This window comes from Pedobacter ginsenosidimutans (genome assembly GCF_001442625.1).
In the GTDB taxonomy this organism is placed as follows: domain Bacteria; phylum Bacteroidota; class Bacteroidia; order Sphingobacteriales; family Sphingobacteriaceae; genus Pedobacter; species Pedobacter ginsenosidimutans.
The window spans coordinates 61,852-85,184 of record NZ_LMZQ01000005.1 but is presented as its reverse complement, the minus strand read 5'-3'; the positions used below and the strand labels follow the sequence as shown (position 1 = coordinate 85,184).

20 protein-coding genes are annotated in these 23,333 nt (G+C 38.0%); 9 read left to right on the top strand and 11 right to left on the bottom strand.

The window, feature by feature from the left end; genetic code table 11:
- Positions 1–195: 195 nt before the first annotated feature.
- The 5 genes from ASU31_RS08755 to ASU31_RS08735 all read left to right on the top strand — a co-directional run bounded on the left by ASU31_RS08755 (position 196) and on the right by ASU31_RS08735 (position 12,166).
- Positions 196–4,203 carry a hybrid sensor histidine kinase/response regulator transcription factor gene (locus tag ASU31_RS08755; RefSeq protein ID WP_167346168.1) on the top strand — a complete coding sequence of 1,336 codons (4,008 nt, stop codon included), beginning with the start codon at positions 196–198 and terminating at the stop codon, positions 4,201–4,203.
- Between the two features lie 296 nt (positions 4,204–4,499).
- Positions 4,500–7,631, top strand: coding sequence for a SusC/RagA family TonB-linked outer membrane protein (locus tag ASU31_RS08750; RefSeq protein ID WP_057932238.1), 3,132 nt, complete (start codon positions 4,500–4,502; stop codon positions 7,629–7,631).
- An 11-nt stretch (positions 7,632–7,642) separates the two neighbouring features.
- On the top strand, positions 7,643–9,475 hold the full coding sequence (locus ASU31_RS08745; RefSeq protein WP_057931977.1) for a RagB/SusD family nutrient uptake outer membrane protein: 1,833 nt from the start codon (positions 7,643–7,645) through the stop codon (positions 9,473–9,475).
- 11 nt (positions 9,476–9,486) lie between these two features.
- A complete protein-coding gene (locus tag ASU31_RS08740) occupies positions 9,487–10,167 on the top strand; it encodes a DUF3823 domain-containing protein (RefSeq protein WP_057931976.1) in 681 nt (226 codons plus the stop codon).
- A 79-nt stretch (positions 10,168–10,246) separates the two neighbouring features.
- Positions 10,247–12,166 carry a glycoside hydrolase family 43 protein gene (locus ASU31_RS08735; RefSeq protein WP_057931975.1) on the top strand — a complete coding sequence of 640 codons (1,920 nt, stop codon included), beginning with the start codon at positions 10,247–10,249 and terminating at the stop codon, positions 12,164–12,166.
- Positions 12,167–12,488: 322 nt separating this feature from the next.
- On the opposite strand, the gene ASU31_RS08730 is transcribed toward ASU31_RS08735, so the two are convergent.
- Positions 12,489–13,079, bottom strand: coding sequence for a hypothetical protein (locus tag ASU31_RS08730; RefSeq protein ID WP_057931974.1), 591 nt, complete (start codon positions 13,077–13,079; stop codon positions 12,489–12,491).
- Positions 13,080–13,253: 174 nt separating this feature from the next.
- Here ASU31_RS08730 and ASU31_RS08725 point away from each other — a divergent pair, with 174 nt between their 5' ends.
- The 3 genes from ASU31_RS08725 to obgE all read left to right on the top strand — a co-directional run bounded on the left by ASU31_RS08725 (position 13,254) and on the right by obgE (position 15,916).
- Positions 13,254–13,748, top strand: a complete 495-nt coding sequence (locus tag ASU31_RS08725) for a hypothetical protein (protein WP_057931973.1) — start codon at positions 13,254–13,256, stop codon at positions 13,746–13,748.
- 440 nt (positions 13,749–14,188) lie between these two features.
- Positions 14,189–14,764, top strand: coding sequence for an adenylate kinase (locus ASU31_RS08720; RefSeq protein ID WP_057931972.1), 576 nt, complete (start codon positions 14,189–14,191; stop codon positions 14,762–14,764).
- A gap of 156 nt (positions 14,765–14,920) precedes the next feature.
- On the top strand, positions 14,921–15,916 hold the full coding sequence (gene obgE / locus ASU31_RS08715; protein WP_057931971.1) for a GTPase ObgE: 996 nt from the start codon (positions 14,921–14,923) through the stop codon (positions 15,914–15,916).
- 87 nt (positions 15,917–16,003) lie between these two features.
- On the opposite strand, the gene ASU31_RS08710 is transcribed toward obgE, so the two are convergent.
- The 10 genes from ASU31_RS08710 to ASU31_RS08665 form a co-directional block, all read right to left on the bottom strand.
- The gene (locus ASU31_RS08710; RefSeq protein ID WP_057931970.1) at positions 16,004–16,423 is read right to left on the bottom strand and encodes a thiol-disulfide oxidoreductase DCC family protein; all 420 of its coding nucleotides are present in this window, start codon (positions 16,421–16,423) and stop codon (positions 16,004–16,006) included.
- Positions 16,408–17,229: a hypothetical protein gene (locus tag ASU31_RS08705; protein WP_157257949.1), complete on the bottom strand. Its 822-nt coding sequence runs from the start codon at positions 17,227–17,229 to the stop codon at positions 16,408–16,410. The genes ASU31_RS08710 and ASU31_RS08705 overlap by 16 nt, the downstream gene beginning before the upstream one ends.
- A 6-nt stretch (positions 17,230–17,235) precedes the next feature.
- On the bottom strand, positions 17,236–17,787 hold the full coding sequence (locus ASU31_RS08700; protein WP_057931968.1) for a hypothetical protein: 552 nt from the start codon (positions 17,785–17,787) through the stop codon (positions 17,236–17,238).
- A 58-nt stretch (positions 17,788–17,845) separates the two neighbouring features.
- Positions 17,846–18,151, bottom strand: a complete 306-nt coding sequence (locus ASU31_RS08695; protein WP_131031728.1) for a hypothetical protein — start codon at positions 18,149–18,151, stop codon at positions 17,846–17,848.
- Positions 18,152–18,407: 256 nt separating this feature from the next.
- Positions 18,408–19,058: a response regulator transcription factor gene (locus ASU31_RS08690; RefSeq protein ID WP_057931966.1), complete on the bottom strand. Its 651-nt coding sequence runs from the start codon at positions 19,056–19,058 to the stop codon at positions 18,408–18,410.
- 171 nt (positions 19,059–19,229) lie between these two features.
- Positions 19,230–20,027 (bottom strand): sensor histidine kinase, encoded by a 798-nt coding sequence (locus ASU31_RS08685; RefSeq protein ID WP_057931965.1) that lies wholly within the window; start codon positions 20,025–20,027, stop codon positions 19,230–19,232.
- A complete protein-coding gene (locus tag ASU31_RS08680) occupies positions 20,011–20,673 on the bottom strand; it encodes a hypothetical protein (protein WP_057931964.1) in 663 nt (220 codons plus the stop codon). Before ASU31_RS08680 ends, ASU31_RS08685 begins: the two co-directional genes overlap by 17 nt.
- Positions 20,674–20,695: 22 nt before the next feature.
- Positions 20,696–21,178, bottom strand: a complete 483-nt coding sequence (locus tag ASU31_RS08675) for a hypothetical protein (RefSeq protein WP_057931963.1) — start codon at positions 21,176–21,178, stop codon at positions 20,696–20,698.
- A gap of 266 nt (positions 21,179–21,444) precedes the next feature.
- Positions 21,445–22,191: a YdcF family protein gene (locus tag ASU31_RS08670; RefSeq protein ID WP_057931962.1), complete on the bottom strand. Its 747-nt coding sequence runs from the start codon at positions 22,189–22,191 to the stop codon at positions 21,445–21,447.
- 192 nt (positions 22,192–22,383) lie between these two features.
- Positions 22,384–22,749, bottom strand: coding sequence for a YtxH domain-containing protein (locus ASU31_RS08665; protein WP_051691869.1), 366 nt, complete (start codon positions 22,747–22,749; stop codon positions 22,384–22,386).
- A 182-nt stretch (positions 22,750–22,931) separates the two neighbouring features.
- Here ASU31_RS08665 and ASU31_RS08660 point away from each other — a divergent pair, with 182 nt between their 5' ends.
- Positions 22,932–23,312 (top strand): OsmC family protein, encoded by a 381-nt coding sequence (locus tag ASU31_RS08660; protein WP_057932237.1) that lies wholly within the window; start codon positions 22,932–22,934, stop codon positions 23,310–23,312.
- Positions 23,313–23,333 lie beyond the last annotated feature (21 nt).

Here is a 23,333-nt window from a genome sequence, read left to right as displayed (position 1 = left end):
TGTAATTGAAGCTTCCTTTGCTATCATTTCTCTTTGTGTGTTTAGTTCGAGCTTTTTCCAGGTAGGTTGCTGCAATTCAATTTTTGGCCATTCAAAAAATGCCATGTAAACAGACTGTTCGGATTAAACTAAATAATTTGTCTTAAACTTTCTGAAATTAATTCCCTTACCATTAATAAATAGATAATGAGGTTAATGCTGTTTTTAGTCGTTTTTTGTTTCATCCTACCAGCATTCGGACAAGGCGGAAAAACGCGGTATCTGTCACTACAAGAAGGCTTGTCTAGTCAACAGGTTATTGATCTGACGCATGATAAATATGGCTATGTATGGATTGCTACGGAACAGGGATTAAACCGCTTTGCCAGTAATTCTTTTAAGCAATACTACAAATCTGAAAAAGCAGATGGATTTTCGGTAAACAGTAACGAGATCAATACCCTTTATTACAATAATGACCAGCTTTACATCGGTACGCGGGCAAGCGGTTTAAATATTCTTGATATGAAAACCAATAGGTTTTCATATCATTTACATGATCCAAAAGACAAGAACTCCATTGCCACCAATGATATTACCGATATCATCCAAGCTAAAAATGATAAAATATGGCTTGCCACTTATCATCGTGGCGTACAGCGTTTCGATCCCGTAAGTAAGAAATTTGAACGGTTCAATAAATCAAATATACCTGCGCTGGCCGAAAACAGCATTTGGGCACTTGCAGAAGATCACAATGGCCTCCTCTACATTGGCCATGTGAATAAGGGCATTTCTATTTTAAATCCAAAAAATAAAGACGTAAAGCTGCTTACTAGCGAAAGTACAAAAGGCCTGTTGCCAGATAATGAGGTCAGATCGCTGTTTTGTGATAGTAAAAACAATATCTGGATAGGAACCAGAAAAGGACTGGCAGTTTACCACCCTTTATCAAAAAGCATACAAAAAATCAGCCTTGCCGCCCAATCAAAAAATGGCGATGAACCTTTTGTGCACGCTATCAAAGAAATCAATGGGGTAATCTGGATCGGTACTGCTGGATCTCAAGTATTTATCATGAAACCTCAATATAGTAATTCTGGGGATATCCGGCATACCGGAGCAATTACGGCAACTGATCTGGAGAGGGGTAATAATGCTTCAGTACAGAGCATTGACCGTGACCGTTTCGGCAATGTTTGGTTAGGGATTTATAGTGGAGGTATCGCTTTTTTGGGTCACCTGGAACCATTTTTTTCCGTTTTGCCCACTAAAAATATTAATCCTGGGGCAAACAGGCCAGCTACGGTAACCGGGATATTGAATGATGCGGGCAGCAGCATGTGGCTGGCTACGGCTGGAGATGGGATTTTGCAGATAAATGCTGAGAAAAAAATTACCAAAACAACTACAGCGAACAGTGGGCTGGGAGATGATTTTCTGCTTTCTGCTTTTCAGGATAGTAAAAAAAACAAGTGGTTTGGCCTGCAAAAAGGAGGTGTATCCTTCCTTGATGCAAAAAACAATACCTGGAAGAAGATAAATGCCGGTGAAAAGATGTCTGCTGTTAGAGCGATCATGGAAGATTCACAGGGGAATATTTGTTTCGCTGCAGAGGAGGGCGTATTTGTTCATGATCCCGGCCACAATACTTTCTTTAAAATAGCTACCAGAACACCTATGCTTGGTGATTATGCCCCCCGCACCTTAGTGGAGGACAGCCATGGGAATCTTTGGGTAGGTACTTATGGTCAGGGCCTTTACATTTTCGATCGTAATAGAAAACTGATTAAAAAAATTGCCAAAGGACAAGGGATTGGCAGCAATACCATCAACTATCTCTTTCGTGACCGGAGCAATAATATCTGGATCGCTACAAATGAAGGTCTGGCACTCCAGAGTGCAAATCGGGAAATGGGAAATCTTGAAAACATTGTTTTTCCCGAATCCGATGCCTGGTTAACCGTAAATGCCGTAGCCCAGGATCTTAATGGCAACATTTGGTGCTCCACCAGATTAGGTTTGCTAAGGTATCTGCCAGAAGAAAAACGCATGCTAAGTTACGATCAGGCCTTTGGTTTGCCGCTAGGTGGCTTTACCAATAATAGTGTTGCGCTGGATAGGAGGGGATGGCTATTTTTTGGAATGCCTGCAGGCATCTGTTATTTTAATCCAGACCAGATCCCATTGAGCCTGCCAGAATCCCCAATACGGATCAGCCGCTTTATGGTATTCAATACTGGAGAAAACCATGCACAATCTGAAAAATACCCAAGCCTTACCCAGCAGATAAACCTGAAGCATGAAGAAAATAGTTTTCGTATAGAGCTCGCTGTGATGGATTACGCCGTAAATGAGCTCGTTGAATTTAGCTACAAACTAAATGGGCTGGACAAAAACTGGATATTTTTAGGGGGTGAAAAGAATCTCGATTTTCGAAATATCCCATACGGGAAATATGAGCTTCTCATCCGCACCCGTCAGAAAAACGATCAGTGGTCTGAAGATTATGAACGTCTTTTCATCAACATCTCCCCGCCGTTTTATCTAAGCACACTTGCGCTAGTCACTTATTTTTTGCTCATTGCCGCTACGGTTTTCACTATTTTATTTTTCTATGTCAAAAAAATAAATGCAGAAGGCCAGCTCCGCGTTAAAAAGCTTCAGCTTGAACAGGATGGACAGCTCCACAGGGAAAGGATGAATTTTTATACCAACATCACCCATGAACTGCGGACACCACTAACGCTAATCCTTGGTCCTTTAGAAGATTTGCTTGCTGAAGAAAAGTTATCTTCAAAACATAAAGATTGGGTCTTTATTATTCAGAAAAATGCAAACAGGTTATTTTCAATGGTCAATCAGTTACTCGAATTCCGCAAAGTCGAATCCCAGTATAAGCCATTGGTGTTGGGAGAAGCCTATTTGGGTGAACTGCTCTCAGAAATTGTACTTAAATATAAAGAGGTAAACCATAATAAATCAGTGAATATTGGCTATACTATCTTGCAGGAGGATATCAAAACGACCTTTGATGCAGAGATTGTGCAGTTGATTCTGGATAATTTATTATCGAATGCCTGCAAGTTTACCTCAAAAGGCAATATAGATGTTGTTTTAAGTTATGAGAAGGATAAATTAAGCACCTGCGCTTTAATTACGGTAAAAGATACAGGATGCGGTATTGCCCCAGAGCACTTAAGCAGGATATTTGATAAATTTTATCAGGTGCCAAAATCTGTAAGCCATGGCTCTGGTATTGGTTTGGCTTTGGCCAAGGAACTGGCTGCAATTCATCACGGAAAAATTTACGTCAAAAGTGAACTGGGCAAGGGAAGTGAGTTTTCTGTTCGCCTGGTCACCAATACAGTTCTACCCTCTGTAACTCCCACAAGGCCAGATCTTCAACCAGCAGCACTTGATATACAGTTACCGCCGGATGATCAGCGTCAATTGCTCTTACTGGTGGAAGACGATAACGATCTTCGGGAGTACCTTTCTTCAGTACTTGGTGCAAAATATGAACTGGTTACAGCCGAAAATGGGCTGCAGGGACTTGAACTTGCCAAAAGCCGCATCCCAGATATTATTCTTAGCGATCTGACGATGCCTGATATGGACGGATTCGCTATGCTTGAAGCCTTAAAATGTGAGCGGGAAACCAGCCATATCCCAATTATACTTTTAACCGCCAGAGACAATGAGTTAGATATGGGGCGGGGATATGAACTGGGTGTCGATTCTTACTTAACTAAGCCGATAAGTCCGAAACTGCTTCACAACCGTATTGAAAACCTGTTGACAAAACGCAAGACCATCTATAACGAATTACTCGGACAACTCTCCACTCGGGTAAAGCAGGGAACCACAGAAGTGCCGGTAAATACTGAGTTGTGGAGGGAAAATGCCTTCGTAAAAGAGTTTGTAGCGCTGGTTGAAGAAGGCATACAGGACGAAGTGCTTGATACGGCCACTCTTGCTGAAAAAATGAACATGAGCCAGTCTACACTTTATCGAAAACTCAAAGGCATTACCGGAAAAAACATTAACCAGTTGGTGCGAAAAGTAAGGATTCAAAAGGCGGCTCAACTGCTCCGCACAGGCCAATACAACATCACTGAAGTGTCTTTGATGGTAGGCATCAACAGTTCCATTTATTTCCGTCAATGCTTCAAGGAAGAATTTGGTCAGCTCCCTTCCGAATATCAAAAAAAGAGGATATAGCACTCAAAAAAGCCATTTTTGACGAAAAAATAAATGTTAATTGACGGATCTGTGTATGTCTGTGCATAGCAGAATCTGTTAAGTTTGATTCCGAAAACCAAATATAAACCCATCTCAGAATAACACGGGCGACCCTTTTTCAAGAGTGATTTTATTTTGATGATTTCCAGATGAGCCAAATAGGGTCTAGATCACTAACTATGATTTTGATTCATTTCTGCAGAGCAGTATTTACTCATTATGAAAAGGGAAAATATTTGGTGCAACTATTCATTACACTTAAAACCAAATATGAAATGAGAATCCTCAAAATTTTATTTATCTGCGTCGTGGTGTGGGCAATTCCCACCTATTCTTTTGCGCAACGTAAGATTTCCGGACAAGTACTGAGTGAACTCAATGAACCGCTAACCGGTGTTACCATTGTCGTTCCTGGTGCAGTCCCGAAAGAAATTACAACAACTGATGGTCAGGGACGCTTTACCCTCAGCACAAGTAAGGGCACCTTTTTAGTAACCTACATTGGTTACAAAAACCAAACCGTCACGATTGGCGACAAAACCCTGTTTACCATTAAAATGGAGAGCGACAACCAGGGACTGGATGATGTTGTGGTAGTCGGTTATGGTAAGCAATCGAAACGTAACATTACCGGAGCAGTAAGTAATCTAAAAGCAGAAGACGTAGTACGTACTTCATCTACTTCCACCGCAGGGGCACTTGCAGGTAAGGTACAGGGTGTTTCTGTTCGTGCTAAAGATGCCCGTCCTGGTCGCGGAGCCAGTATCGAAGTCCGCAATATGGGCAACCCATTATTTGTAATCGATGGTGTAGCCTATGGGGGCCAGACAGGAACAGACTGGGTAGGTACTCAAAATGCTTCTGGCGCAGATATTTTCAATTCATTAAACCTTGAAGATATTGAAAGCATATCTATTCTTAAAGATGCCGCCGCAGCTGTATATGGTTTTAGGGCTTCAAGAGGGGTAGTTTTAATTACCACGAAAAAAGGTTCAAAAGATGAATCTGTAAAAATAAATGTTAATGGCTATTTGGGTTGGCAAAACCTTACCCGTTTTCCTGAAATGGCCACTGCAGCGCAATACACAAGAGGTCTGGTAGAAGCCGCTCAAAATGAAGGTCGCGATCCGAGCGCAGTGTATACCCGTGCAGAACTTGCAAAATGGCAGGCTGGAACCGAACCAGGTTATCGGGGCTACAACTATGCCGATATGGTTATCCGTAAAGACATTCCGCAGCAATACATTAATGCCAACATCACTGGCGGCGGCAAGAAATCCAATTACTTCTTATCGGTAGGTAACCTGCAACAGGATGCGATGATTAAAGACTTTAACTATAAACGTACAAACCTACAGGCAAATTTAGAAGCAACCGTGCTGGAAGGCCTTACGATCGGTACACAAATATCAGCCAGACAGGAAAAAACACAGGATGTGGGATTACCAGGTGGCGATGGTTATTTTTCTTCTATCCTGGCAATTTTCAAAAACAGGCCAACAGTTGGTCCTTATGCTAACGACAATCCGCTATATCCTAACCAAACAAATGAATTTGCATATAACCCCGCAATTTTTAGTCGCGATATTGCTGGTTATAAAGACAATACTTTCATGAGCGGGAATGTAAACATGACCGCAGCTTACAAAACCAAATTTGGTTTATCAGCAAAAGGAATTGTTTCTTACAATTACACCAATAACAAGTTCGATGGATTTCAATATAGCTATGATGTGTACAGATATGAAAACGATAACTACGTACGCAGCAACGGAACCAATTCGAGATGGCGCTACAAAACTGATCGTGTAGCGGTAGCGAGATCTGCACAATTTCAGTTGGATTACACGAAACAAATCGGTGACCATAACTTCTCTGTAATGGCAGGATATGAACGCTCGGATTGGGATAGAACATTAACTTCAATTGGCTCTAATCCTACCAACAACTATATTCCTTTAGTAAACACAGTTGCAGAACTTAGTGGTATTGGTGATGAATGGTTGTACGAAGCCAGAGCCGGTTTCATCGGTCGTTTAAATTACAATTACAAAGGTAAATACCTAGTTGAAATTCTGGGCCGTTATGATGGTTCTTACCTGTATTATACAGGCAAAGAGTGGGGGCTTTTCCCCGGGGCAAGTTTAGGATGGCGCATTTCTGATGAACCATTTTTTAAGCCGTTAAAGGGCGTAGTAAATGACATGAAACTTCGCGTTTCAGTAGGCCAAACAGGTTTAGAAGAAGGCGTAGGAATGCATGGTTACCTGGCAGGTTACGACTGGAATTCGGGAAATGCAGTATTAAACGGAACATACTATCCAGGTATTGATCCTAGAAATCCACCTGTTCGCAACCTTTCATGGGTAAAAAATACCAACTACAATGTGGGTATAGATGTTGGCATGTTCGATAATAAGTTAACGTTAACTGCTGATGCATTTAAGATTATCCGCACAGGTTATCCTGCTCCTAAATATGATGTACTATTACCCAATGAAATCGGATATCCACTGCCATATGAGAATCTGAACAGTAATGGTTATTATGGAGCTGAGGGTATCATCACTTATGCTAGTAAAGTAGGAGAACTTAATTACACGGTAAGCGGAAACTTTACCTTTTCAAGATATAAAGTGCTCGATTCATACAAACCCCGTTTCAGTAATTCGTATAATGAGTATACAAGTTCAACTGAAAACCGTTGGGGCGGTATATGGTGGGGATACGAAGTTGTAGGCCGTTTCCAGTCTGAAGAAGAAATCCGCAATTACCCGATTAATAATGATGGAAACAACAATAGAAATCAATTGCCAGGGGATTTCATCTACAAAGATGTAAACGGAGACGGCGTGATCAATGATCTTGATCAGCGTCCTATTGGTTACCCTACAGGCTGGGCACCGATGATGTCTTTCGGTGGTCGCATTGGTTTATCGTGGAAAGGAATAGACTTCAATATCGATTTAGCTGGCGGTGCCATGCAATCATGGAACCAGGATTATGAATTAAGAAATGCCTTTCACGGTGGTGGAAATTCACCTGCCTACCTGCTGGAAGACAGATGGCACAGGGCAGATCCTTACGATCCGACAAGTGCATGGATTCCGGGATATTACCCTGCCATTCGTAACGGTAACTCTGGACCAAATAGCAGAAATAATAGCTTCTGGTTAAAAAACGTAAGATACCTTCGCGTAAGAAATATGGAGCTGGCTTACACCTTGCCTAAAACCATTGCCGAAAAAATCAAAGCGCAGAAAATCCGCTTCTATATAAACGGATCGAATATGATTTCATTCGATAATGTGAAAAAATTCCAGATCGATCCGGAAATCGAAGCTGCAGCAGCTGTGGTATATCCACAGCAAAAAGTATTTATGGCAGGTTTCAATATAACCTTTTAACAAAGATTAAAATGAAAAAAATTTATATAGCATTTGCACTATTTATCGGTTTAACCATGAACAGTTGCAAGCACGATGACTGGTTTTACCGTGAATCGAAAAACACCATCAGTGATGAACAATTGTGGAACGACCCAAATCTGATCACCTCACTTTTGGCCAACTACTATAACCGCCTACCCTCATTGCATGGTGTTTTTAATACCGGAGGAATGACTGAAATAGATGATGCCATGTGGTCGGGCACACGTGACCAAAACGGTAGAAACGACTTCCAGTACGGAAGTGATTATGGTCGCTACTGGGATTATGGATTGATCCGCGACCTTAATCTTTCATTAGAAAATATAAACACATTGGGTGTTAAGCTAACACCAGCTCAAAAAAGCCTTTTTATTGGTGAAATGCGCTTTATCCGTGCCTTTGTTTATTTTGAAATGGTAAAACGTATGGGCGGTGTGCCTTTAGTAACCAAACAATTGATATATGATTTTAGTGGCGACCCTACACCATTACAGGTTCCAAGAGCAAAAGAATCAGAGGTTTATGATTTCATTTATAAAGAACTTGAAGAAATTAAAGCTGATCTGGCTGCAAATAATTCAATCAAAACCCGTGCAAACCGATATACTGCTCTTGCTTTAGAAAGCAGAGCGATGTTATATGCTGCATCTATAGCCAAATACAACAGCTTAATGGCTGCTCCAATTAGCACCCCTGGTGGCGAAGTAGGGATTCCTGCATCAATGGCTACTGATTACTATAACAAATCGCTTACAGCTTCGAAAGAAATAATTGCGGGTCCCTATGCCTTGTATAACGAGAATGCAGATAAAGGGGCAAACTTCTACGACATGCTGAATAAAAAACCTGTTAGTGAAGTGATTTTTGCAAAAGATTTCGCACTGGGTACCAAAGTACACCGCTTTACTTATGATAACATTGTTAAAAGTATGACGGAAGACAACGAGGCATCATCTGCGATTTCACCATCTCTAAGTCTTGTAGAAAGTTTTAATTATTTAGATGGAAGCAAAGGTACACTAAAAGACAAAGATGCAAACGGCAATTACATTACTTACACTAATCCTGCCGATATTTTTGCCAATAAGGATGCCAGGTTATTTGGAACGGTCATTTACCCGGGCACATCGTTTAAAAACAGTCCGGTAAGAATGCAGGCAGGTGTGGCAGTTTACAACAATGGTTCTTACCAGTTAACTACCTCAGCTGTACTTGGTGCAAACTATACTGACGGACAGGTTTGGACGGGTTTCGATGGCCCTAAAGACGATGCAGTAGATGTAAGCAATACAGGTTTTTATATCCGCAAAATGGTAAGCGATGCGCCTGCTGCAAGTACCCGTGGGACATCAGCTGTAAACTGGTGGCCCTGGTTTCGCTTAGGCGAAATTTATTTAAACGCGGCAGAAGCAGCTTTTGAATTAGGTCGCCCTGAGGGCTTAGGATATGTAAATTCGGTTCGTGCGCGTGCAGGATTTCCAGCCAACAGTATAAGCGTACTAACAAACGACATTATCCGTAATGAGCGTCGCGTGGAGCTTGCTTTCGAAGATCACCGTTACTTTGATTTAAAAAGATGGCGTATTGCGCACATCGTTTGGGATGGTACAGAAACAGATCCAAATGCAGTTGTAATGGGATTATATTCTTATAGAGTGGTAAGACCAGGTCATCAAGATAATGGAAAATATATTTATGCAAGAGTAAGGCCAACACGTTTCCGTCGTGCAAGGTTATTCCGTATGACAAATTATTATTCATCAATTGCACAAGATGTTTTAAACGGCAATCCAAAAATTGTTAGAAACCCTTTCCAATAACACAGACTATCATGAAAATTAAATTTTTAACAATATTTATCGCAGCAACCAGTTTATTTCTGGCCAGTTGCGGAGAATACGATAATTTCGATGCACCTGAATTTACTTTATCAGGTAAGGTGGTATATCAGAATAAACCATTAGGGGTACGCAATAATGGCCCTCGATTTGAACTATGGCAGGATGGTTATGCCCTCCGCTCCCCAATCTATGTTTATATGAATCAGGATGGCAGTTTTTCAGCAAAATTATTTGCCGGCCAATATAAACTTACCCGCATGGCCGATGCGCCATGGTTGCAACAGGCAACAGATACCATAAGGGTTAATGTAACAGGCGATACCAACCTGGATGTACCAGTAACACCATACTTTAACATTACTAACGAAACCTTTGCAAAATCAGGTAATACCATTAGTGCTAATTTTGTAGTGAATAAAGTGGTACAAACGGCAAATGTAGAATTGGTTCGCCTTTACCTGGGGAAATCGATTTTAACAGATCAGGTACTCCGCGATGTACGTGTAGATGGAAATGTTTCTTCATTGGTATTCGGTTCACCAACTACATTATCAGCAGACATACCCGACAACCTTAAAACCCTTGATTTTATCTATGCAAGAGTAGGGGTGAAAGCTACTGTTGCAGGGGAATACGTTTATTCACAAGTTCAAAAAATTGCGCTAAAATAAAAACAGTTGATTATGGATGAGCATCTGCTCATTCATAATCAACTTCTTTACTCATCAATAAAAAACATCAACTTTTACAATGAAAAGATGCCTAAATCTTCGGCCGATCCTCCTTTATTTTTTGCATATAGCTTTTATCGGAAACTTATTTGGTCAGGAATATAAATCTGGCCCATCAGAAAAGGATTTTGCAGGATACCTGTTTACCTATTTTAAGGGGAATGCCGTGAAGGATGAGGCAGTTTGCTTTGCCATTAGTACCGATGGATACAATTACCGTGCGCTGAATAATAACCAGCCTGTTCTGGATTCGAAAGTAATCAGTTCTACGGGAGGAGTACGTGATCCTCACATTCTTAGGGCAGAAAATGGAAAATCGTTTTATATGGTGCTCACCGATATGACTTCCTCGAAAGGATGGGATTCTAATCGGGCATTGATTTTGATGAAATCTGATGACCTGCTGAACTGGAAACATACTATAATTAATATACAGGAACGTTTCAAAGGAAATGAAAATTTAAAACGGGTGTGGGCACCACAAACCATTTACGATCCCGCGAGGAAAAAATACATGGTATATTGGTCTATGCAACATGGTACTGGTCCGGATATCATTTATTATGCCTACGTAAACAGTGATTTTACCGACTTTGAATCTGAACCAACGGTACTGTTTCGTCCGAAGAATGGCAAATCCTGCATTGATGGCGACATTATTAATAAAAACGGACTGTTTTACCTGTTTTATAAAACAGAAGGCAATGGGAATGGAATAAAACTGGCGCTTACAGATTCGCTGGTTTCGGGGAAATGGATTGAGCAAGAGGACTATAAGCAGCAAACCAGAGATGCTGTTGAAGGCTCAGGAGTATTTAAGCTCAACAACAGCGAAAAATATATATTAATGTACGATGTGTACGGAAAAGGAAAATATCAGTTTTGTATAAGTGATGATCTGGATGAATTTAAGGTAATAGATCAGGATGTAAAAATGGATTTTCATCCAAGGCATGGAACAATTATTCCTATATCGCGTAAAGAATTAACTGCACTTACTACCCGGTGGGGCCTGCCGCAAGGAATGGAGCTGAAACTAAAAAAGAACCCTGTGCTAGATGGTTTTTATGCAGATCCGGATGTGTTATATTCTAATAAAACCAAGAAATACTATATCTATCCAACGAGTGATGGTTTCGACGGCTGGAGCGGCTATTATTTTAAAACCTTTTCTTCTACAGACCTGGTTAACTGGAAAGATGAAGGCGTTATTCTTGATCTGAAAAAAGATGTTACCTGGGCCAACCGCAATGCCTGGGCACCCACTATTGCAGAGAAAAAGGTAAAAGGTGATTACAGGTATTACTATTATTTTACAGCAGCACAAAAAATCGGTGTCGCTGTATCAAACCTTCCAACAGGTCCATTTGTGGATTCTGGAAAACCGCTGATCAATTCTAAACCAGAAGGGGTAAAAGGTGGACAGGAAATTGATCCTGCCGTATTTACCGATCCTAAAACAGGTACAAGCTATTTGTACTGGGGAAATGGATACCTTGCGGTAGCTGAACTTAATAAAGACATGGTATCTCTAAAAGCCAATACAACAAAAGTTCTCCAAACGGATAAAACTTTTAGAGAAGGTACCTATGTATTTTACCGTAAGGGAATTTATTATTTCCTATGGTCTGAAGAGGATACGAGAAGTGAAAATTATCGGGTACGGTATGGTACCTCAAGTTCTCCTACAGGTCCTATTAAGATTTCAGAAAATAACCTGATTCTTCAAAAAGATCCATCCAAAGGGATTTATGGTACAGGCCATAATTCTGTATTGCAGATCCCGGGAAAAGATGAATGGTATGTTATTTACCATAGATTTAGTTATCCCGATGGAATAAAAATGGGCGATGCGGCTGGCTATAACCGTGAGGTTTGTATAGACCCGATGTATTTTGATGAACAGGGAAATATTGTACCTGTAAAACCTACACACTAAAATAAGAGCATGATCCGATTGATTTAAAAGGACAGGATTAGACTCAATTATTTAGTTGATTTATTTGGTATGTTTTTAAAAATATTATAAGGACGTAGGTTTCTCTTAAACCTGTATGGACGATTTTTTATGTACGTATTGCTTTTTTAATTATCGTGTTTAAATATTTGTATTAAACCTTGGCTCATGATTAAATTTCAAGAGAAATTAATTTCATATGCCAGCCCGAACCTAGCCTGTATTGAGCGATGGTTAAGTAAAGACCATATTTTAATGCGAAGAAACCATACTGAGAAGTTCAGTTTGAAAGACCTTTTTTAGCTTAACCTCGCTTTTCCCAGGAACCTTTCTCTCCAAGAATTTTTAGATAGCTGTTATATGGCTCATTAGTGTGATAAAGTTGATACAGCTGATTGGTTAGCGCTGTAAGAAAGTTAAAGAAAATTGAAAACTCTTCTTCTGAATTATAAATCCCACCCCACTCATTCAATATCCAATTTAACATTTTTCCATCCTGAGTGGTGATCGAAAATTCCAGGTAAGGAGTATCTACGTCCGTATTTTTATAATAGTCGCGCTGTAGTCCCCCCAGTAGCCCTATTTGCCTTACGGGAACCTGAATGGAGTGTATTTCTGAAAACAAAACAGAACCGAAACAGGAACTGGTAAAGCCTTCTTTATTTAGTGAAACAATTTCTCCTGACCGCCTTTCGGAGGCCACTTTAAACAACTTGTAAATGGCCATAAACATTAATGGTAAGGAAATCAGCAGTAACCAGGTGGGGAAAAGCGGATCGGGATGTACCAGTAAAACGGTAATTGTTAATACAATAGTTAGCAAGGTGGTAAAAAACCAAAACAGAATAGTTGAGGATTTTTGGCCGTTATTAAAATGGAAGTGATAGGTATTCATAAATAACTAATTGGATAAATATCAAACCACAATTTCGGAAATTATTGCAGTAACGAAAGAGAAATTAATTGATTAAAATTTTTAATTTAGCCATACACGGAGAGTTGATAGAGTAGTCTGCAACTGTTGAAATTGGAGGGTTTTTATTAAGGTTGTCATCATTAAATAGACTATATGCAAATACGGTTACAGGAAAATATTCCTTTGACTGAAGAAGAAATAGCGCAAATGGAGACAGCGCAAAAACCATTCATGAGAATCGCTGTAATTACGCTTGTTGCTGGTATGTTCTTTATTGGGATAATTGCTGCTTTAGCTGTAGAAAAGGAAACTTTAGACAATCTGAAGTATTATGACTATATCGCTTTTACTGCCATAGGATTATTAATGTTTAGTTTTTGCTACTGCATTGCCTGGTTAGCAGATAGATATAACAAATACAATTGGAAGAAAGATAAACTAAACGGAAAAAACAGATTAATGAGTGTAGTTATTGGCCGGGACAAAACAGAGCATGCAGAATACCTGACTTTTTCGGGCCCATTTAAAAATGAAAAAATAAGGATTGAGGTTAAGCAAGAGGATTATAGCCGTTACAAAATTGGATCGAAAGTTATTGTTACTTATCTGAAATTTAGCAAGAGGGCTCTTGATATTGCAGACTTTTAAATTTGAGATCAATAAAATTGACTCTTCTATTCTAGGCGATAGATGATTTTCTGCTGAGGGCAATATCGTGGCATTTCGTTTTTTACAATCTTGGTATATTGGAAGATATCAGTTCGGTAATGTTACAAATACTTAAGTTTTTTGTGAAATTTAATAAAAATATAAAAGGATTGTTTGGTCAGACCCATTAGTATTTGAAGAAAATTCTGTTAAATATAAAAATGGCACAAGATTCTTCTTAGAAGAAGATAAATGTCATTAAAATAGCCCATTTTTAAATAAATCATCAATTTTAAATGGCATCTAAATTAATAATTATATATTTGCAGCCTTGAAAGTAAGCAATGTCTAATCCTATTAATCAGTGATTTGAATATTACTTTTAACAGAGCCATAGGAATAAGGCTTTTTAATTTTTGAAGACAACCTAAACAACTTGAATGCTTAATTTAGTTCTCTTTGGCCCTCCAGGGGCGGGTAAAGGCACCCAATCTGAAAAGCTGATTACAAAATATCAGTTGGTACACGTTTCAACAGGCGATCTTTTTAGAGCACACGTTAAAGGAGAAACCGAATTAGGAAAAAAAGTAAGTCAATTGTTAGCTGATGGAGAATTGGTTCCTGATGCCATTACAATTGCCATGCTTGAAGAAGAGGTAGATAAAAATCCTGATGCTAAAGGATTTGTGTTTGATGGATTTCCGCGTACCGTTCCGCAAGCAATTGAGCTTGATTTATTTTTAGAGCGTAAAGGCAGTAAAATTGCTGGTGTTATTGCTTTAGATGTTGACCAGGAGGAGTTAACAAAACGTATTGCCGAACGTCACAAAACCAGCGGCCGCCCTGATGACGACGCTGAAAAATTAAAGAAACGGATTTCAGAATACTTTGATAAAACCATCCACGTATTGCCCTATTATGAAGAGCAAGGAAAGTTGAATAAAGTAAACGGAATAGGTGAAATAGAAACAGTATACAATGATCTTTGCGCTGTAATTGATCAGTATAAGGTATAAAGTTCAGGTAGCGGATATAAAAGAGACGGTTTTAATTAATTCCTGATCCGATATTCAAAAACATAAAAAGAGTTATAATGTTAAAACGTTATAACTCTTTAATTTTAAAGGAATTGTTGTTTCGACGTTCCGGTATTAACATTTCAATATTAAAATATGTCACAGGGTTCGAATTTCGTAGATTATGTAAAGATTTGTTGCCGTTCTGGTAAAGGCGGGGCAGGTTCGGCACATTTGCATCGTGATATTTTAACATCAATGGGTGGCCCCGATGGTGGTGATGGCGGTCGTGGTGGCCACATTATCGTTAAAGGCAGTATCCATATCTGGACATTATTGCACCTTAAATACCGTAAGCACATTATTGCTGAAGATGGTGGAGCAGGCGGTAGTTCCCATAAATTCGGTAAACAAGGCAAGGATGAAATCCTGGAGGTTCCGCTTGGTACCATTGCTAAAGACGCTGAAACTGGAGAAATTCTTTTCGAAATTACCAAAGATGGCGAAACTAAGATCTTAACCGCCGGTGGCCGTGGTGGTTTAGGGAATGCACACTTTAAAAATTCGGTTCAGCAAACACCACGTTTTGCACAACCGGGTGAGCAGGGACAAGAGGTTTGGAACATTTTAGAATTAAAAGTTTTGGCCGATGTTGGCCTGGTTGGTTTCCCAAATGCAGGAAAATCTACTTTACTTTCAGTAGTTTCGGCTGCTAAGCCAGAAATTGCCGATTATCCTTTTACTACCATTGTTCCTAATCTGGGTATTGTAAGTTACAGAGGTGGAAAATCTTTTGTAATGGCCGATATTCCAGGAATTATCGAAGGTGCATCGAAAGGTAAGGGTTTAGGCTATCGTTTCTTACGCCATATTGAGCGTAATTCTGTATTGTTATTCATGGTACCGGCCGATACAAGCCGTTCAATTAAAGAAGAATACGAAATCCTTAAAAGCGAACTGGAATCTTACAATCCTGAATTAATGCAGAAACCGCATGTTTTAGCCATTACCAAATCAGATATGTTAGATGAAGAACTGATAGAAGAAATGAAACAGGATCTGCCAAATATTCCATCTATATTTATTTCGTCGGTAGCTGAAAAAAATATTTTAGAGCTAAAAGATATGCTTTGGAAGGCGATTGAAGGATAATATAAATAAGGCCTGATAAATAATTTGGTGTGCAGAACATTGCTGCCATATTCTGCATTTACCAAAATTAAGCCGCCAATCAAAGTACTATATCAAAAATTTACTTCGAATATGTTCTGTAGGTAGCATGCAACTGTCTGTTTGCCCAAATAATGCATAACGGTTATTGGCGAATGCTTTATACAGGCAGTTTCTTATAAAACCAGGTATCAAATAACCTACGTTAATTAACGGAGCCCACCAAGCATTTAAATTTTTCAGGATATAAGCTACTGCATTAAACTGGGTAAGAAACTCGTTGTTGCGTACCACAATAATGCTATTTAGTTTTATAAAATTAACCTGATGGACTTTACCCAGTTGCAATGCAATTTTACTGTCAAGCGGAGCAAAGCAAAACCTGTTTGCTTGATCATGAGTGATTATATAATTGATAAAACCATTGCAAAAATTACAAACACCATCAAATAGAATGACGTCTTTTGTTGTGTCTAAAATAGGTGCCATGGCATTTGGTGGTTAATAAAATAAATTGCTGGATAAGTAGCCATAAAAGCCCAGAAAAACGAATTCAAACCCATAATAAGCGCTGTAAAGAAATGGAATATAAATCCCCATATCAGAAATACTATGGCATACTGCCAGGGCAGAATAAGGCATAATGGAAATATAGTTTCCATAACAATAACGTTCCAGCACAGAAAACGGTTTGCAGAAGGATATTTTTGCAATAAAAGACTTGCTTTTTTAGAACCATATGTTTTGGTCGAGAATACATCTTTTATTGCTGTTCCTGAACGCCACTCAGCAGATACAAGTTTGGCAATACCTGCAACAGTATAAGAAAGACAGGCCTGTAATCCGATAAACCATATGCCGATATCTCTCAATTTACCAGTTGTAAAAGCAGGAAGATTGCATAGAATCAATGTGATGATAATAAGCATGCTCATCTGGTCTGAACCATCACTTCCGTAATAAGTAACCAGTGATGCCGTCAGTAAGCTAACTCCCAACAAACTGATCAGTACCCATCCTGTTGTACTCTGTAATGGAAAGAACAATAATCCAATAATAAGCAGGCACCTGATGATAAAAAGGGCAGCCAGGCCTGGTGCGCTAAACAGTTTAAAAATAGGTTTAAAAAAAGATTTTTCGTTCTGTTTGGACCATTTTAGCTGCATTACATTCCAGGATAACAAACCATTAGGAGAAAATATCTGTACTTTCTTGAGATACTCCAGCGTAGAAATTAATAAACCTATACTCAATATAATGAGTACAGTTTGTGATATATCATTTAATAGAATCATGACTTTTTATATTTGATGAAAAACGGATAATAGAATTAATGATGGAGCAGTTTCTTTTTGATAACCTGATGATTCTGCAAGCATAAACTGCCGATAGCAATTTTGTGATTGTTTCTTGTATTGGCTAACCGCATGTAATACTATGATGTAAGGCATAGAAAACATCAGTAAATTGAGGCTCCCTGCTTTTTCACGGTAGGAAGGGATGCTTGATACCAGGCTTTGTACTACGTCTGATAATATTTTTTTATCACGTTTTTCGGGATTCCAAAGCCATGACCATATTGTACGTTCTTCGGTAATTTCCATTTCCTGCCAATCGCTATAATCGATGTCGGTTATTTTATCCCGATACAGTAGATGATAATCCCTTTTACCGGGGTGGGGAGCAAAGAATGTCCATAGCGGGATCAGGTTAAAATAATCAATTTTATATCTGATAAATGAGGATATTTTTGTTTCCTTAAACTGACACAATATGGTTGCTAAAAACCAAAAGGCCAGAAAAATAGTTACTACGAGTTCGTAAATAACTATAGGGTTTAATTTCAGCATCATAATTTCGAATTGGTTGAAGAAAAGGAGGGTAGGTATACTTACCCTCCTTTTCAAATTGTTAATTGAATTTTTTACGAAGTTCGATCAGCTTATCTAAAGATAAACCATCTTTGGCTTCTTTAGAAAGCGCGCCAATTTCAGCTTCATTTAAAGCATTAGCAGCACCGATAGCCTCAACTACCTGGGTAACTACCGGAGTGGCTTGAACGGTTACCTTAACAGCTTTAATCGCTGTACGTGCTATTGCAGCAATAAAAAGTGGTTCTGCTGAATTCGCTTCAACAATTTCATTGTCGCCTTTTAAATCAGCGATTAATGCATCAAGAATTGCTAATTCCGATTTTGATAAACTTGACTTTGCCATTTTGTTTTCTTTTTGAGGTAAATAAAAATTGTTTAGTGTGCCTTGTTTTGAAGCTTCGTTGCACAACATAAAGTTCGGTACACCATAATTTTTTTACCAGAGTGGTAATACTCATTTAGAATATTGAGTATTTCTACGTAGTTAGTAGGATAAAAATGACCCTATGAGTTTATGCTTAAAACAAGATAGATGCTGATAGAAAGGCAAAGGAATGTTTTAGCCTTGTATTTAACTCAAGAAAGAGGATTTGATACGGCTATATTACACCGTTTTTAATGGCAAACATTACCAGGCCCGCAGTATTACGAACACCTGTTTTTTCGATAATGCGCATTCTGATACCTTCAACTGACCGTGGACTCAAAAAAAGTTCTGTGCCAATTTCAGTCGCGGTTTTCTCATCGCAGATCATTTTTAAAACATCCAGTTCGCGTTCTGAGAATTCTATATTCTGATCGAGTGAGGGCCTGGTAGAACCTTTAATTGTTAATTTTTTTAATAATGCTTTGGTTACAATATCGTTAAAGTAGTAGCCACTTTCATGTACAGAATAAATAGCCTTCCTGATTTCTTTAGGATCTGTATTTTTTAATAGATAACCGTTGGCCCCGTTTTCCATTAAATGAATAATAAATTTAACCTCATCATACATGGTTAGAACAAGAATTTTAATATTACCAGCATATTTTTTGCGGATTAATTTCATGGCTTCCATTCCGTCCATTACAGGCATTTTCAGGTCCATTAAAATAACGTCTGGCTGTACATCTTCGAGTTTGCACATCAGTTCTTCCCCGTTTGATGCCTCAAATATTACTTCCAGATTTTTATCACGGTTAAAGCCTACCCTTAAACCGTCTCTAAAAATGCTATAATCATCTGCTATGGCTATCCTTATTTTGAGCATTATTTTAAATTGAGTATCTAAAATTACTTAATATTTTATATTAATATATATTAATTGTCTATTAATACTATCTTATTTGTATTATTATTTATTTTATTTTGATTTTTAAACTTATAATACTAGATTTTTATTATTACATTTTAATATAATTTATATTACATCATAAAATGTTTAACTAACGGGAATGGTAATTTTAATAAAATACCGACCTCCATACTGTGAAAAAACAAGGTCTGCTTTTAACAGGATTATTCTATTTTGAATATTTTTTAGTCCTAATCCATCTTTTATAAAGCGCAGTTCTTCAAATTGATTTTGTGTAAGCCCATTCCCGTTATGCGAAATGGTAAATACCAAATTACTATTAACACTCACAGATTGAATATGGATAAGCCTGGCTTTTGCATGTTTGGTTATATTATGGATAAGCTCCTGAATGATCCTGTAAATGCTGATGTCGTTCTGGTTTACCTTTATGCTGTAATCGTCTGTTAAACTTAAGCTGATTTCGGCAACATTGCTATGGCTGATTTTACTGCAGAAGTGTGAAATGGCCTCTTTTAAACCTAATTCTTGTAAAATGGTGGAGTGCAGGTTGTGCGAAATACCACGGATTTTATGGATTCCGTCGTCAAGCAAATTTTTACCTTTTTGATACATTTCTTTACTTATTTTGTCGCAGCTGTTGATATCAGTTCCATAGAAATACAAGCTGGCTGATCCTAAAATTGCACCAACCTCATCGTGTAATTCTTCAGCAATACGGTGCCGCTCAATTTCCTCGCTTCTTACTGCTGCTTCGATCAACTGATTTTTTTGTATATTCTGTAAGGTTTGTAGGTTAAGTTTGTATTGAAGTTTTTTGCGCTGCATGAATATAAAAATGAGCAGTAAACTGATAAATAACATAAGCATAGCAGCAACGCCGACCATTAATATCTGCATAATCTCATTATTTACCTGATTCATAAAATCCTTTCGCTATAAATAGGTTAAAAATGATGTAAGAGATATTGTGCACACTCCATAAGCTAATGGCAAAATTTTGAAAGCGCAATGTAAGTTCGTTGTATAATAGAAAAATGAAAAAATTTAGGGTAACAAAAATGCCAAGTCCGGTGGTTATCCAAAAATCACTGTTCGTAATTTTGGTAGCTGTGCTATCGTTTATTTTGAATAGGTAATATTGAAGCGTATAGAACAAAAGAAAAATAGCTTCGGTTGAGAGCAAACGGCTGCTTAATTTCCAATAATCAAAAAAGTTTTCATAAAAAGTAAAATTGATGATAATGAAAGCTGTGAAGCAGATGGGGATAATTTTCTTTATGGTGACTAAAAAAGCTTGATTTAACTGGATAAAAAATGCACAGAACAGATAAAAACGGATAACCGAGTGTAGGTTGTAGAGGAAATTATTAGAATTGTATGCTGCAGGCAGCATGTCCCTGAATTTCCAGATCAGATCTATTCCCAGGTTAATAATCAGCCCTGCCCATACATAAAAAACAACCAGCTTAAGGCTAGCCGGTTGTTTTTTTATTAGCAGTACAGATATAGGGATTAATAACGCCCAGACTTCAGACCAATCGATAATAAATTGGAATATTTTAAGCATTTGGGATAAGCGTGTTAATTAATCAATTTATTGTAGCTGGCGGAGATGGATTGGTAACAATTGGCGTCTCATCGTCGTAAATTAATTCAACATCTCCTGTGTCAATTCTTTTAAACCGTTTAACATTATAAAAAACGTGTCCACGGTTAACATCCGGAACGAATACCAAATAGTCAGGTTTATCGCCGTTAGCATCAGGATTGTTAATCAACAATAAGATATCGGCAAGTGAAATGATATTATTGCTTAGAATAATCGGGCCGCTTAAATCTAAAGCGCTGTTGTTGTAAATTTCCAACCTGTCGAAATAACTGCTGTACTGGTTGCTTGGTGCCATGTATCCATAAGCAATCAATTGTAAAGGTTTAGTTGGCTGGTCAGTTTCTGGGAAAAAATAACAAAATGAGAAACGATCAATGCTTGGAGAGTTAAGGATCAATGCCTGGATGGAACTGATTTCGTACTTTAACCAGTAGAGTTTTTGTGTTTGTTTTTCTGTGAGCATGTTTTTATATCTAGATAAATATTGTATAAAGATATACAATTGTGTAAATAAAAACATTCTTAAAAAGTAATTTTTAAAATACTTTTATAGATCTTTTACGTTTACTGATGATTATACAGCTTTATAAATCAAATAGTCGATCTGTATTTGTGTTTTTGATTACTGTTTATATTGTGCAATTATATGGATACCTAGAACTTAGCCGGGTTTCATTATTATCAATTTTCAGCAATTAATGGTACAAACGACCAACCGATTTGCACAGCTTAAGCCCTCAAACGGTCTACAGTTAGACCAATCCATTCTTTAAATAACATTTCCCATGCGCCTAATGCGCTGGCATTTGGAATGATGAAATCACTTAATTCAAATTCAGTATCTCCGGAAAAATTCGTTGGGTAATATTCAATTTTCTGTTTTGCCTGTTTATCAAAAATCAGTTTTGTCCTTGGGATGTGCCATGCACTGGTAATCACCAAAATTTTAGCTTTAGGGTTGCTTTTCGCGATGAGCGCCAGGCTATACCTGGCATTTTCGATGGTATTTCTGCTTTGGTTTTCAATAAGGATTGCAGAATCAGGAATCCCGATCAGTTTTAAGTACTGAATGGCTAAATCAGCTTCTTTTATTTTTTGGTTTATTAAATTTGCGCTTCCACCACTAAGTAATATCTGCTTAATCTGTCCTTTTTTATAAAGTGCGATTGCCTGGAACAATCTATCTCCAGCCCAATTAAAAGCAATTTCATTATTACGTTTGTTTAAACCTGAGAAGCCTCCAAGTACAATTCCAACATCGAATTTAGCTGCCCTTGGATAGTCAGCTTCATAACTGTTTATTATTTTTCCAACAATAAAGCCATTAGAGAAAAAGAAGAAAATAATCAAAATACAGATTAAATACCTTTTCCTTTTTTTAGGATTTTTAGATGCAATTGCAAAAATCAAAAGCACAAAAATCCACACAATAGGTTTAATGAGGAAAAGCAAAATCTTCGAGAGGATAAAAATCATATGTAGATACTATCCTGTAAAACTAAGAAATTACCTTAGCAATGCCGTCATTTCGAGCGGACCCGATAGCTATCGGGTGCAACGTAGAGAACAGCGAAGCCTAAATCTATCACAGATCTCTCCATTCCACTACGCTTCATCCGATAGCTATCGGATCGACATGACGACTTTTCTTTTATATATTTAAGTTTTTTATCCTTGGCCTTCTTGCACTTGACCGTTCTCATGTGCATTTTCTAAAATTTCCTGCACATCCGATTTACGTTTCTTAACAACCTTATGTTTAAAATGTGGCACTTCATGTTCGATAATATCTTCTTCGATGGCTTCTACGCCAAAAACCTTCTCTTTTAAAAGATTGTATTTGTCCTGAAAGCCGTAACGTAGATTTTTAGCCCCGCCAACAATTTTTCCACGGGTACCTGCGCCGCTATCAGGAGCAAATAAAATACTAATTACTGCACCCGCAGCTAAACCAGCCACTAAAGCAAGTGCTATTTTTGCACTGTTATCCGATTCGTGCTTTAAATATTTTCCAATTAACTTTCTGTATTTCATGATCATGTGGTTTTATAAATGAACAATTCGCTTGATATAATGTTTGATGTTTTTTGATTTGGAAAGCAATCAATAGCTTTTTGTTAAAGTTTCCGACTTCTCAATTCATTTTCAAAAAAAGACCGGACTTTTACTTAAGTTTAAAGTTAAAGCACAATATTTGGGATACTAAAACTAATTATATGGTAAAAGCGACAATAAATAAAGAGCATTATGCATGTTCTGTAACAAATGGTTCTCATGATATTATAGTAGACGAGCCTTTAGAATTGGGTGGTACACATAAAGGTTTTGCCCCAAAAGGATTGTTAATGGCATCTCTGGCATCGTGTGTAGCCATAACCTTAAGGATGTATGCCGATAGAAAGGAATGGCCAATTGATAAAATTGAGGTAGAAGTAAATATTGATACCGAAAATGGGGAAACCATATTTTTTGAAGAAATTGTATGTACCGGAATACTTACCGAAGAACAAAAAATCAGATTGGAAGAAATTGCCGCAAAATGCCCGGTAAGTAAAATTTTGGCCTCCGGTCACGAAATCAGATCGAAAGTGCTTTAATGGTAACGGTGTAAAACTCAT

Bases quoted from the DNA above. Each gene is read 5' to 3' on its own strand.
- ASU31_RS08755 (WP_167346168.1), top strand. From the start codon at position 196: ATGCTGTTTTTAGTCGTTTTTTGTTTCATCCTACCAGCATTCGGACAA.
- ASU31_RS08750 (WP_057932238.1), top strand. From the start codon at position 4,500: ATGAGAATCCTCAAAATTTTATTTATCTGCGTCGTGGTGTGGGCAATT.
- ASU31_RS08745 (WP_057931977.1), top strand. From the start codon at position 7,643: ATGAAAAAAATTTATATAGCATTTGCACTATTTATCGGTTTAACCATG.
- ASU31_RS08740 (WP_057931976.1), top strand. From the start codon at position 9,487: ATGAAAATTAAATTTTTAACAATATTTATCGCAGCAACCAGTTTATTT.
- ASU31_RS08735 (WP_057931975.1), top strand. From the start codon at position 10,247: ATGAAAAGATGCCTAAATCTTCGGCCGATCCTCCTTTATTTTTTGCAT.
- ASU31_RS08730 (WP_057931974.1), bottom strand. From the start codon at position 13,079: ATGAATACCTATCACTTCCATTTTAATAACGGCCAAAAATCCTCAACT.
- ASU31_RS08725 (WP_057931973.1), top strand. From the start codon at position 13,254: ATGCAAATACGGTTACAGGAAAATATTCCTTTGACTGAAGAAGAAATA.
- ASU31_RS08720 (WP_057931972.1), top strand. From the start codon at position 14,189: ATGCTTAATTTAGTTCTCTTTGGCCCTCCAGGGGCGGGTAAAGGCACC.
- obgE (WP_057931971.1), top strand. From the start codon at position 14,921: ATGTCACAGGGTTCGAATTTCGTAGATTATGTAAAGATTTGTTGCCGT.
- ASU31_RS08710 (WP_057931970.1), bottom strand. From the start codon at position 16,423: ATGGCACCTATTTTAGACACAACAAAAGACGTCATTCTATTTGATGGT.
- ASU31_RS08705 (WP_157257949.1), bottom strand. From the start codon at position 17,229: ATGATTCTATTAAATGATATATCACAAACTGTACTCATTATATTGAGT.
- ASU31_RS08700 (WP_057931968.1), bottom strand. From the start codon at position 17,787: ATGATGCTGAAATTAAACCCTATAGTTATTTACGAACTCGTAGTAACT.
- ASU31_RS08695 (WP_131031728.1), bottom strand. From the start codon at position 18,151: ATGGCAAAGTCAAGTTTATCAAAATCGGAATTAGCAATTCTTGATGCA.
- ASU31_RS08690 (WP_057931966.1), bottom strand. From the start codon at position 19,058: ATGCTCAAAATAAGGATAGCCATAGCAGATGATTATAGCATTTTTAGA.
- ASU31_RS08685 (WP_057931965.1), bottom strand. From the start codon at position 20,027: ATGAATCAGGTAAATAATGAGATTATGCAGATATTAATGGTCGGCGTT.
- ASU31_RS08680 (WP_057931964.1), bottom strand. From the start codon at position 20,673: ATGCTTAAAATATTCCAATTTATTATCGATTGGTCTGAAGTCTGGGCG.
- ASU31_RS08675 (WP_057931963.1), bottom strand. From the start codon at position 21,178: ATGCTCACAGAAAAACAAACACAAAAACTCTACTGGTTAAAGTACGAA.
- ASU31_RS08670 (WP_057931962.1), bottom strand. From the start codon at position 22,191: ATGATTTTTATCCTCTCGAAGATTTTGCTTTTCCTCATTAAACCTATT.
- ASU31_RS08665 (WP_051691869.1), bottom strand. From the start codon at position 22,749: ATGAAATACAGAAAGTTAATTGGAAAATATTTAAAGCACGAATCGGAT.
- ASU31_RS08660 (WP_057932237.1), top strand. From the start codon at position 22,932: ATGGTAAAAGCGACAATAAATAAAGAGCATTATGCATGTTCTGTAACA.